9 protein-coding genes are annotated in these 10,927 nt (G+C 67.1%); 2 read left to right on the forward strand and 7 right to left on the reverse strand.

Annotated elements, in window-relative coordinates:
• The 4 genes from Q7V45_RS25510 to Q7V45_RS25525 are packed head-to-tail and all read right to left on the reverse strand — an operon-like array spanning position 1 to position 4,547.
• The gene (locus tag Q7V45_RS25510; RefSeq protein ID WP_304857161.1) at positions 1–921 is read right to left on the reverse strand and encodes an ABC transporter permease; all 921 of its coding nucleotides are present in this window, start codon (positions 919–921) and stop codon (positions 1–3) included.
• 1 nt (position 922) lies between these two features.
• Positions 923–2,020 carry an ABC transporter permease gene (locus Q7V45_RS25515; protein WP_304857162.1) on the reverse strand — a complete coding sequence of 366 codons (1,098 nt, stop codon included), beginning with the start codon at positions 2,018–2,020 and terminating at the stop codon, positions 923–925.
• Positions 2,017–3,543: an ABC transporter ATP-binding protein gene (locus Q7V45_RS25520; protein WP_304857171.1), complete on the reverse strand. Its 1,527-nt coding sequence runs from the start codon at positions 3,541–3,543 to the stop codon at positions 2,017–2,019. The genes Q7V45_RS25515 and Q7V45_RS25520 overlap by 4 nt, the downstream gene beginning before the upstream one ends.
• Positions 3,540–4,547: a BMP family protein gene (locus tag Q7V45_RS25525; protein ID WP_304857163.1), complete on the reverse strand. Its 1,008-nt coding sequence runs from the start codon at positions 4,545–4,547 to the stop codon at positions 3,540–3,542. The genes Q7V45_RS25520 and Q7V45_RS25525 overlap by 4 nt, the downstream gene beginning before the upstream one ends.
• A 129-nt stretch (positions 4,548–4,676) precedes the next feature.
• On the opposite strand from Q7V45_RS25525, the gene hydA reads away from it, so the two are divergent.
• Entirely contained in the window at positions 4,677–6,122 is a 1,446-nt protein-coding gene (hydA, locus tag Q7V45_RS25530) for a dihydropyrimidinase (RefSeq protein WP_304857164.1), read from the forward strand.
• 181 nt (positions 6,123–6,303) lie between these two features.
• Here the strand turns inward: hydA and Q7V45_RS25535 are convergent, their stop codons facing one another.
• The 3 genes from Q7V45_RS25535 to Q7V45_RS25545 are packed head-to-tail and all read right to left on the reverse strand — an operon-like array spanning position 6,304 to position 9,276.
• Positions 6,304–6,978: an isochorismatase family protein gene (locus Q7V45_RS25535; RefSeq protein ID WP_304857165.1), complete on the reverse strand. Its 675-nt coding sequence runs from the start codon at positions 6,976–6,978 to the stop codon at positions 6,304–6,306.
• A 37-nt stretch (positions 6,979–7,015) separates the two neighbouring features.
• Positions 7,016–7,798 carry an SDR family NAD(P)-dependent oxidoreductase gene (locus Q7V45_RS25540; protein WP_304857166.1) on the reverse strand — a complete coding sequence of 261 codons (783 nt, stop codon included), beginning with the start codon at positions 7,796–7,798 and terminating at the stop codon, positions 7,016–7,018.
• Positions 7,799–7,824: 26 nt separating this feature from the next.
• Positions 7,825–9,276: an amidase gene (locus tag Q7V45_RS25545; protein ID WP_304857167.1), complete on the reverse strand. Its 1,452-nt coding sequence runs from the start codon at positions 9,274–9,276 to the stop codon at positions 7,825–7,827.
• A 134-nt stretch (positions 9,277–9,410) separates the two neighbouring features.
• Between Q7V45_RS25545 and Q7V45_RS25550 the strand changes: the two genes are divergently transcribed.
• Positions 9,411–10,625 (forward strand): CaiB/BaiF CoA-transferase family protein, encoded by a 1,215-nt coding sequence (locus Q7V45_RS25550; protein ID WP_304857168.1) that lies wholly within the window; start codon positions 9,411–9,413, stop codon positions 10,623–10,625.
• The last annotated feature ends 302 nt before the right edge of the window (positions 10,626–10,927 follow it).

The following is a 10,927-nucleotide window of genomic DNA, read 5'->3' on the forward strand; positions in this document are numbered from 1 at the left end:
TCAATGCTCCTTCTCGTAGGGTACACCGGCCGCTTTCGGGGCGACGGTGCGGCCAATGAACCCGGCCAGCAGGAACAGGGTGAGAAGATAGGGCAAAGCCTGAATCAATTGCACCGGGACTTCGCCGATGCCCGGCAGCTTCACGCCCTGCAGGCGGATGGCGGTGGCATCGAGCAGGCCGAAGGCAAGGCAGGCGCCGAAGGCCGGCACCGGCCGCCAGCGCCCGAAGATGATCGCGGCCAGGGCGATGAAGCCCTGCCCTGCCGTCATGTCGCGGCTGAACCCGGCATTCTGGGCGATCGAGAGGTAGGCGCCCGCCAGGCCGGCGAACAGGCCGCACAGCAGCACCGCCCGGTAGCGCAGCCACGACACGGAGATGCCGGCGGCATCGACCGCCAGCGGCACCTCGCCCACGGCGCGAAGTCGCAGGCCAAAGCGCGTGCGATCGATCACCCACCAGGCGAAGGGCACGGAGAGAAGCGCCACATAGACCAGGATGTTGTCACCGGCGACGGGGAAGAAGATGGGGTTGAGGCGCTCCGTCCCGGCCAGCGGCGGCGTCTGGCCGCCCCGCCCGAACCATGCCGCGCCCAGAACCACCGTGAGACCCATTGCCAGGATGTTGATCGCGATGCCGCTCACCACCTGGTTGCCGCGATGGGTGATGCAGGCGAAGCCGTGCAGCAGGGCCAGCACCTCGGCGGCCAGGATCGCGGCGCCGACGCCCGCCCAGGCGGACCCGGTGAGCGATGCGGTGGCCGCCGCAAAGAACGCCGCCATCAGCATCTTGCCCTCGAGCCCGACATCGATGATGCCGCTCTTCTCGGAGAACAGCCCGCCCATGGCACAGAGCACCAGCGGCGTCGCCACGCGAAGGGTGGCGGCGAGCGTCGCGATGACGAGGGTGAGCGTCTCCTCCATCTCAGCCCCGTCGCGCGAACAACGCCTGCAGCCAGGGCCGCGGCAGATGGACGAGCGCACCCGAGAACAGGATCACCAGCCCCTGGATCACGACGACCATCTCGCGCGTGATCGCGGGAATCTCGAAGGCGAGTTCCGCCCCGCCCTGCTGCAGTGCGCCGAACAGCAGCGCCGCCAGCACGATGCCCAGCGGATGGCCTCTTCCCATCAGCGCGACCGCGATGCCGGTGAAGCCGTAGCCGGCGGCGAAGTCGAGCACGAGCCGATGATGTACGCCCAGCAGTTCGTTGACCGCGACGCCGCCGGCCAGGGCGCCGGACAGGCACATGGCCAGCATGGTCATGCGCTTGAGGTTGGTGCCGGCATAGACCGCCGCTTCCGGATTGTGCCCCATGGTGCGCAAGCCATAGCCCCACGGCGTGTGCCACAGGAAGATCCAGACGCCGACGCACGCCAGAAGCGCCAGCAGCAGCGACAGGTTGAGCGCCGACGGCGCGACCGCGATACCGATCCACTGCAGCGCGGCCTGCATCGACGGTACCGCGGCGGAGGCGGCGAAGCCCCGGCTCTGTGGCGTCATCGAGCCCGGCGCGATCAGCACGTTCACCATCAGGTAGACCATCAGGGCCGAGGCCACGAAGTTGAACATGATGGTGGTGATGACGATGTGGCTGCCGCGCCAGGCCTGCATCCAGGCGGGAATGGCCGCCCAGGCCGCACCGAACGCCGCCGAGGCGAGGATGGCGAGCGGGATCACGAGCAATGGCGGCAGGTAGCGGTCGAGCGCCAGCACGGCGAGGCCGCAGCCCAGCCCGCCGATATAGGCCTGACCTTCGCCGCCGATGTTGAACAGGCCGGCATGGAAGGCCACTGCGACGGCGAGGCCGGTGAAGATGAAATTGGTGGCGTAATAGAGCGTGTAGCCGATCGCCTCGGACGAACCCACGGCGCCCAGGACCAGGAGCTTCAGCGCGTGGAGGGGATCGACGCCGATGACCTCCACGATCACCCCGACGAGCAGGAAGGCCATCGCGATGTTGGCCAGCGGCAACAAACCGATCTCGACCCAGCCGGGCAACGGACGGCGCGAGGCGCTCATGCCGCCCGCGCGCCCGCCATCATCAGGCCCAGCATGCGCTCGTCCGCCTCGCCTGCGGCGACCTCGCCCACGATGCGCCCGCCGAACATCACCAGGATGCGGTCGGCCAGCGACAGAATCTCCTCCAGTTCGACCGACACGACCAGCACCGCGCAGCCCGCGTCGCGGCTCTTGATCAGCTCGCGACGGATGAATTCGATGGCGCCGATGTCGACGCCGCGCGTCGGCTGCCCGACCAGCAGCACCTTGGGATTGCGCGCCATCTCGCGTGCCAGGATCAGCTTCTGCTGGTTGCCGCCGGAGAAGTTCGAGGAGCGCAGGCCCGGCGCGCGCGGCCGCACGTCGAAGCGCTCCATGAGATCGGCGCAGTATCTGCCGACCGCCGGACCGTCCATGAGGTAGTTGTGGCAGAACGGCTCGCGATCCTGGTAGCCGAGGATCGAGGTCTCCGACGCGAGGAAGGCCGGCACAAGTCCCTGTCGCAGCCGGTCTTCCGGCACATGGGCCACCCCGAGATCCCGCATCTCGGCCGGATCGACGGGATGGGCGGCATCGACCCTGCGCCCGCAGGCTTCTATCTCGCCGCCCGTAGGCGGCCGGATGCCCGAGAGGACCTGCAGCAACTCGGTCTGGCCGTTGCCGGAAACGCCGGCGATGCCCACGATCTCCCCCGCCCTCACCTCGAGCGAGATGTCGTCGAGCAGGCGGACGCCGCGGCCATCGACCAGCGACAGGTGCCGTGCGGCCAGCATCGTCTCTCCTTCCCGCGCCGGCGCCTTGTCGAGATCGAAGCGCACCGTGCGGCCGACCATCAGCTCGGCGAGATCCTGGGCATCGGTCTCCGCCGTCCGCCGCTCCGCCACCACCTCGCCTCGGCGCATGACGATCACCTTGTCGGTCACCGCCAGGATCTCGCGCAGCTTGTGGGTGATCAGCACCACCGTGACGCCGCGGTCGCGCAGCAGGCGCAGGATCTGCAGCAGCCGGTCAGTCTCCTGGGGCGTGAGCACGGCGCTGGGTTCGTCCAGGATGAGGATCCGCGCGCCGCGAAGAAGCACCTTGAGAATCTCGACCCGCTGCTGCTCGCCCACCGACAGGTCGGCGACCCGCGCATCGGGATCGACGGCCAGCCCATATTCACCGGCGAGCCGCGCCAGCTCGGTCCGCGCCGCCGCCAACCCGCCCGCCAGCAGCGCCCCGCCTTCGGCGCCCAGGATCAGGTTCTCCAGCACGGTGAAGCTGTCGACCAGCATGAAGTGCTGGTGGACCATGCCGATCCCGTGGCCGATGGCATCGCGCGGACTCGCCATCTCGACCGGACGCCCCTCGATCAGAATCTCGCCGGCATCGGCGCGATAGAGCCCGTAGAGGATGCTCATCAGCGTCGACTTGCCGGCGCCGTTCTCGCCCACGATGCCGGTGATGCTGCCGCGCTCGACCCGCAGCGAGGCGCCCCGCACCGCGTGCACGCTGCCGAAAGACTTGTCGATTCCCCGGAGCTCGATGGCAGCGTCGGCCGTCAGCTCTTGCACGAATTGTTGCTCATGTAGTCGTGGACGACGATCTGGCCCGAGATAATGGCGGCCTTCGCAGCCTCGACCGCGGCCTTCATCTGCGGAGTGATGAGTTTCTCGTTGTCCTTGTCGAGCGCCCAGTCGACGCCGCCCTCCTTGAGCCCCAGTACCTGCACGCCGCCCTTCCACTCGTTGCTGCGGGCCGCCTTGAAGCTGTTGTAGGCCGCGAGATCGACGCGCTTCAGCATCGAGGTCAGCATGTTGCCGGGATGCAGGTGGTTCTGGTTGGAGTCGACGCCGATCCCGAGCTTGCCGCGGTCCTTGGTCGCCTGGAGGATGCCGAGGCCGGTGCTGCCGGCGGCGGCATAGACGACGTCGACCCCGCGATCGAACTGTCCCTTGGCCAGCTCCGCGCCGCGGCCCGGATCGTTCCAGGCGGCGGGCGTCGTGCCCGTCATGTTGGTGATCAGCTCGGCACTGGGGCTGGCGTACTTGATGCCCTGCTCGAAGCCGCACTGGAAGCGGCGCACCAGCGGGATGTCCATGCCGCCCACGAACCCGATCTTGCCGGTCTTCGAGGCCATCGCCGCCAGCACGCCGACCAGGAAGGAGCCTTCCTGCTCCTTGAACACGACCGACTGGACGTTGGGCAGGTCGACCACGCTGTCGATGACGGTGAAGTGGATGTTGGGGAACTCCCGGGCGACCTTCGCCAGGGCGACCGCCTGCGCGAAGCCGACGGCGATGATCGGATCCTGGCCGCGCTGGGCGAAGCGACGCAGCGCCTGCTCGAACTGGGTCTCGTTACTGGGCTCGAACTCTGCAACGGCGATGTTCGTCTCCTTCTTGAAGCGCTCGGCGCCCTGCGAGACTCCCTCGTTGAAGGACTTGTCGAACTTGCCGCCAGTGCTGAAGACGACGGCCGGCTTGATGGCGACGGTCTGTGCCTGCGCGAGAGTGCCGAGACCGACGGCCGCCAGTACGGAGATCAGGGAGCCAACCCAGCGTTTCATTGCCATTCCCATTTTGTTGGCGAGAGTTTGGACCGGGCCGCGTCCCCGGTCTAGACGAAGACAGGGCAACCGGAAACGGGCACGGGACTTGCTATACTAGAATCCAAAGCAGCCGCCCCGGGAGGACTCATGGCCGAGTACGATCTCGTCATCCGCAACACGACGATTGCCACGGCCTCCGACGTGGTGAAGGGCGACATCGGCATCGTCCGCGGGCGTGTGGTCGCACTGGGCGAAAAGCTCGACAAGGGGCGTCGCGAAATCGACGCCACGGGCCTGATCGCGGTGCCCGGCGGCATCGACGCACATGTCCATTTCGACCAGGACACCGCCGACGGTTCGGTCTTCTGCGACGATTTCGAGAGCGGCAGCCGCGCCGCCGCGGCCGGCGGAACCACGACCATCATTCCCTTCGCCTACCAGAACAAGGGCCAGCCCCTGCGCGACGCGGTGAACAAGTATCACAAGCGCGCCGAAGGCAAGTCGCTGATCGACTACGCCTTCCACGTGATCCTGTCGGACGCCAGCGAGAAGATCATGGGGCAGGATTTCACCGCCCTGGTCGCCGACGGCTACACCTCGTTCAAGGTCTACATGACCTACGACGACGTGAAGCTCACCGACCGCGAGATGCTCGACGCGCTGGCCGCCGCCCGCCGCGAGCAGGCGATGCTCATGATCCATGCGGAAAACTCCGACTGCATCACCTGGCTGACCGAGCGGCTGGAGCTGAAGGGCATGACCGCCGCCAAGTTCCATGCGACCTCGCGCCCCTTCGTGGTCGAGCGCGAGGCCACGCACCGCGCCATCTCGCTGGCCGAACTGCTCGACGTGCCGATGCTGCTGGTCCACGTCTCGGCCAAGGAAGCCATGCACGAGATCCAGCGGGCGCAGGCGCGCGGCCTCAGGGTCTATGGCGAGACCTGCCCGCAATACCTGTTCCTGAGCGAGGAGGATTTCGAGAAGCCCGGCGAGGAAGGCGCCAAGTGCGTCTGCTCGCCGCCACCGCGCGGCACCGACAACCAGGAGCATATCTGGACCGGCCTCTCGGCCAATACCTTCCAGATCCTCTCGTCCGATCATGCCGCGTTCAAATTCGACGATGTGCGCGGCAAGAAGCTGCCGGGCGCGGCCCAGAGCTTCCGCAAGATTCCCAACGGCGTGCCCGGCGTCGAGACCCGACTGCCGCTGCTCTTTTCCGAGGGCGTCAACAAGGGCCGCCTCACCCTGCAGCAGTTCGTGGCGCTCAGTTCGACCAATGCCGCCAAGATCTACGGCCTGCACCCGCGCAAGGGCACCATCGCGGTCGGTTCGGATGCCGACATCGTTCTGTGGGATCCCGAGCGCCGGGTGAGCCTCACCAATTCGATCCTCCACCACAATTGCGACTACACGCCCTACGAGGGCCGCGAGCTGATCGGCTATCCGGTGATGACCCTGTCGCGCGGCGAGGTCGTGATGGAGGAAGGCCGCATGAGCGGCTCGGCCGGACGCGGCGTCTTCCAGAAATGCGACCGCCCCGAAGCCGCCCGCCCGCGCGGCCGCCCCCTGATCGATCCGTCGATCTTCAATTGACGCATTCTATTCAGGAATGAACCGCTTCGCCCAACACCAACCTCATGCTGAGGAGGCTGCGCAGCAGCCGTCTCGAAGCGTGGGCTACACACACCACGCCTGTTGCCCATCCTTCGAGACGCCACGCTGCGCGTGGCTCCTCAGGATGAGGTGGGCTTGGCTAATCTGAGACACCAACACTCTAGGTCACCGGCCTATAGCGCTCCAGGAAATCGACCACCTCGGCCACCGGCAGGACATCGGCGTATTTGGCCGCCATGTCATAGAGGTTGGCGAAGTGCGGGCTCTCGTGCTTGTCGGAGACACACTCCTCGGGAACGATCGTACGGAAGCCGCGTGAGAGACTGTCGACCACGGTGGCGCGCACGCAGCCTGACGTTGAGCCGCCGGTGACGATTACCGTATCCACCTGGTGAAAGGTGAACAGCGAACCCAGGTTCGTCTCGAAGAAGGCCGAGGCCATGCGCTTGTTCAGGACGATGTCATGGTCTCGTTCGACGTCGCAGCGATCGTCGAGTTTGGCCCGCCGGTCGTCGGCCTTGATGCTGCGCAGAGCCTCCGACATGTCGGCACGCGTTCCCCAGACGCCGCAATCCTCTCCCGAGTCGAGATAGGCGACGAAGGTCCAGACCACGGGGCCGCCGCGAGAGCGCAGCAGCCGCGCCAGCCTGTTCACATGCTCGATCTGGCGCGGATCGGTCTCATAGGCGGTCGTGAACTCGGAAGGCCGCGTATAGGCGTTCTGGAGGTCCACGTTCACAAGCGCAGGCCTGCGCCCGAAACCGAAACGACGCCTTTGGGGATCGGCTTTCAGGGCCTCGTAGAGCTGGCGCGCCGTCTTGGTCGAGGTTTCCATGCCGGGTGCTTGGGGATGAGGGGCCTGTCGCCCCAGCTTACCGGGCGCGCGGCGTCGCGGCGACTCCCGGAACATGGTTGAGGACCGAGTGGACGAGACCGCCATCGACCAGCAGCGACTGGCCGGTGATGTAGCTGGCCTGCGGACTGAGCAGGAACGCAATTGCGTCGGCGATGTCGCCCGGCTTGGCGACCCGGCCGAGCGGCACCATCTTGGCGCGACCGCGCGCCAGCGCCGGCTTGCTGTAGATCGCGTCCGTCATGGAGGTGTGGACGAAGCCGGGACAGACGGCGTTGGCGCGGATACCGTCGGGCGCCCATTCCTGCGCCATCATCTCGGTCAGCATGATCAGCGCCGCCTTGGTCGGGCTGTAGGCGCCGGTCGGAATCTGCGGCACGACGCCCGCCATCGACGCCAGCATCACGATGGCGCCCTTGGAGCGCTTGAGATGCGGATGGGCCGCCTTGGCGAGCAGCCAGTTGGCGCGCAGGTTGATGTCGAACACGCGATTCCAGGTCGCGAGGTCGAGATCGACCAGCTTCGACGGCGCAGTGATGCCGGCATTGCCCACCAGCGCATCGATGCCGCCCATCGCCTTGACGGCCGCCGCGATCACCTTGGCGGGCTCCGTGGGCTTGGCCATGTCGGCCTTGAGCGTGCGCACCTTGCAGCCCGAGGTGCGCAGGTTGGTGGCCAGCGCCTCCAGCTCGTCGAGATAGGCCACGTCGCACAGCGTCATGGCATCCGCGCCGTCGGCGGCCAGTTTCAAGGCCGTCGCGCGACCGATGCCACGGCTTGCGCCGGTAATGACGACCCGCATGATCTTCTCCCCCCTTATTTCACTTGTTATGGGGAGGATGGTGGCACGGTTCCCGGCCTGGGGTCGATGGGCAGCAGTCGATCGAATCCGACCAGTTTCTCGTAGAGCGCTGCCGCCTGCAGGAGCGCCGCCTCGCCCCGCGGCTTGCCCACGAGCTGCAGGCCCACCGGCCGGCCGAAACTGTCGAAGCCGCACGGCACCGCGATCGCCGGGCTGCCGGTCACGGTGATCGCGGAGTTGAGCGTCGAGCCCGACATATAGTTCTCCAGCTTTTTGCCGGCAATGGTGGCCGGCGCCCGCAGGTTGACGTCGAACGCCGCGGTCGGCGCGCCGGGCGTCACCAGCAGGTCATAGGTCTGGAAGAAGGTGAACATCCGCCGATAGAGCGCCGCGCGCTCGCGCTCGGCCCAGGCCAACTGGCTCGTCGTCTGCTTGAGGCCAAGCTCGGTGTTCCAGATGATGTCGGGCTTGAACTTGTCGCGATGCTGCTGGATCTGCAGCTCGCGGTCGACGACGAACTGCTGGCTGCGCAATGCCATGAAGACCTCGTCGACAGGCCCGAAATCGGGCGAGACTTCCTCGACGATGCAGCCCAGCTCCTCGAAGCGCTGCGCCATCTTCGTGCAGATCTCGCGGATCTCGCGATCGACCTCGAACCGGCCGCCGAAGTCGATGGTGAAGGCCACCCTCTTCGGCGCCACCGGTTGGGCGACGGCTGCGCTGAACGACACGGCGGGCGCATCGAAGGTCATCGCGTCCTGCGGACAGAAGCCCGACATCGCGTCGAGGAACAGCGCCAGGTCGGCGACGTTGCGGGCCATCGGGCCCTGCACCGACTGCGGCGAGTAGAGATTGTTCGAGGTGCCGCGCGTGACACGCCCGGCCGACGGGCGAAGGCCGACGGTCGAGCAGTAGGTGCCGGGCCGCCGCAGCGAGCCGCCATGGTCGGAGCCGTGCGCCAGCCAGACCTCGCCGGTCGCCACCGAGACCGAGCCGCCGCCGGTGGACCCGCCGCAGGTGAGCGAGGTGTTCCAGGGGTTGCGCGTGCGGCCGAAGACTTCGTTGAAGGTGCTGCCGCCGGCGCCGAACTCCGGCGTGTTGGACTTGCCCATGACAATGCCGCCCTTGCGCTCGATGCGCTCGACCAGCGGATTGGACTTTTCCGGTACGTGGTTGGCGAAGATCGGCGAGCCATAGGTGGTGCGCACGCCCGCCACGTCGGTCAGGTCCTTGATCGACACCGGAAGACCGGCCAGCCAGCCGGCTTCACCCTCGGCTTCGTTAGCCTTCCCGTCCATGATCCGCTTCGCGTGGTCGCGGGCGCGGTCGAGGCAGAGCGTCGGCATGGCGTTCACCGCGGGCTCGACCTCTTCCATGCGCCGCGCCGAGGCTTCCACCAGGTCGAGGGGCGAAATCTCCTTCTTCCTGAGGCGCGAAACGGCCTCGACTGCGGTAAGACGCCATAGTTCGTTGCTCATGATGTGCCTCCAGCGGCCAGTCTGCCAGCCTTCGCCCGCGCCTGTCTGCCTTCTCGGTCGCGCAAAGCTGGTTTAGCTGCCCTGACCGCTCCGCATGCGCATCGGCCCACGGTTCGACCATGAGGAAACGCCCGATGAAGACCGACCAACCCGAAGCCCAAGGACCGCTCAAGGGCCTGCGCATCGTCGACATATCGACGGTCGTGGCCGGCCCGTTCGCGGCGGGCCTGCTGGGCGATTACGGCGCCGAGATCATCAAGGTCGAGATGCCGGGTGTCGGCGACTCGCTGCGCGCCCTGGCGCCGCACAAGGACGGTGTGCCGCTGTGGTGGAAGGTCACCAACCGCAACAAGAAGGGCGTCACGCTCGACCTTCGGCTGCCCGAGGGACGCGACCTGTTTGCGAAGCTGGTGGCCGATGCCGACGTGCTGGTGGAGAATTTCCGCCCGGGGACGCTCGACGGCTGGGGCATCACGCGGGCCTGGTTGCAGGGCCTCAATCCACGCCTCACGATCCTGAGGGTCACCGGCTTCGGCCAGGACGGGCCCTATGCCGGGCGCCCGGGCTTCGCGCGCATCTTCGAGGCGATGAGCGGGTTCACCCAGATCTGCGGCGAGGAGGACGGACGGCCCCTGCATCTCGGCTATCCGATCTCCGACGCCGTCGCGGGCCTGTTCGGCGCGCTGGGGATCCTCGCCGCCCTGCACGATCTCGCGCAGCATCCCGAGCGGCGCGGCCAGGAGATCGACTGCTCCGCGACCGAGGCGATGATGCGCACGCTCGAGTTCCTCGCCATCGAATACGACCAGCTCGGCGCCGTGCGCACGCGGTCGGGCAATCGCAGCCAGTACGCCGCGCCGGGCAACGTCTATCGCACCGCCGACGACAAGTGGGCGTCGATCGCGGCCTCGACCCAGAGCATCTTCGTGCGGCTGTGCGCGGCGCTCGACCTGAAGCACCTGCTGGAGGATCCGCGATTCGCCCTCAATCCGGCGCGGGTGAAGAACTACCGCGAGCTCGACGAGATCGTCGGCACCGCCATCGGCAAGCTGACCCTCGCCGAGTTGCGTGAGACGTTCACGCGCCACGAGGTGGGCTTCTCGCCGATCTACGACATCGCCGACGTCTTCGCAGATCCGCAATTCGCGGCACGCCAGGCGATCGTAAGCGTGCCCGATGGCGAGCTGGGCTCGGTGCGCATGCAGGGCGTGGTGCCGCGCTTCTCCGAGACGCCGGGCGCCGTACGCCATGCCGGTCCGGCGATGGGACAGCACAACGAAGAAGTCTATGGCAGGCTGGGCCTGTCCGCGGCGGAGATCGCGGACCTTCGGGCACGCAAGGTCATCTAGCAGGCCGTCCAGTAAGCCGGGCCCGGGCGAATAAACGAAATAAACGCATTAAACGAATCTAACGAATTGAATGTCGTACCCTCTGAGGCAGGTATCCTGGTACCGCTGGCGGGTTGATGTTGCTCGCCGGTCCCTGCAAAAACCTGTTCCAACAGCCTGCAAGGGAGGATCACGATGCTACGACGTACGTTTGGCGCGCTTTCGCTCGCCACCCTGGCCGCGCCGTCGGCCCATGCGCAGGGCGACAAGGTCGCGAAGCTGGTGGTCGGCTTTCCGGCCGGCCAGGCGACCGACATCGTCGC

Origin of the sequence: Reyranella sp. (assembly GCF_030651995.1) — a bacterium.
GTDB lineage: Bacteria > Pseudomonadota > Alphaproteobacteria > Reyranellales > Reyranellaceae > Reyranella.

Bases quoted from the DNA above. Each gene is read 5' to 3' on its own strand.
- Q7V45_RS25510 (WP_304857161.1), bottom strand. From the start codon at position 921: ATGGAGGAGACGCTCACCCTCGTCATCGCGACGCTCGCCGCCACCCTT.
- Q7V45_RS25515 (WP_304857162.1), bottom strand. From the start codon at position 2,020: ATGAGCGCCTCGCGCCGTCCGTTGCCCGGCTGGGTCGAGATCGGTTTG.
- Q7V45_RS25525 (WP_304857163.1), bottom strand. From the start codon at position 4,547: ATGAAACGCTGGGTTGGCTCCCTGATCTCCGTACTGGCGGCCGTCGGT.
- hydA (WP_304857164.1), top strand. From the start codon at position 4,677: ATGGCCGAGTACGATCTCGTCATCCGCAACACGACGATTGCCACGGCC.
- Q7V45_RS25535 (WP_304857165.1), bottom strand. From the start codon at position 6,978: ATGGAAACCTCGACCAAGACGGCGCGCCAGCTCTACGAGGCCCTGAAA.
- Q7V45_RS25540 (WP_304857166.1), bottom strand. From the start codon at position 7,798: ATGCGGGTCGTCATTACCGGCGCAAGCCGTGGCATCGGTCGCGCGACG.
- Q7V45_RS25545 (WP_304857167.1), bottom strand. From the start codon at position 9,276: ATGAGCAACGAACTATGGCGTCTTACCGCAGTCGAGGCCGTTTCGCGC.
- Q7V45_RS25550 (WP_304857168.1), top strand. From the start codon at position 9,411: ATGAAGACCGACCAACCCGAAGCCCAAGGACCGCTCAAGGGCCTGCGC.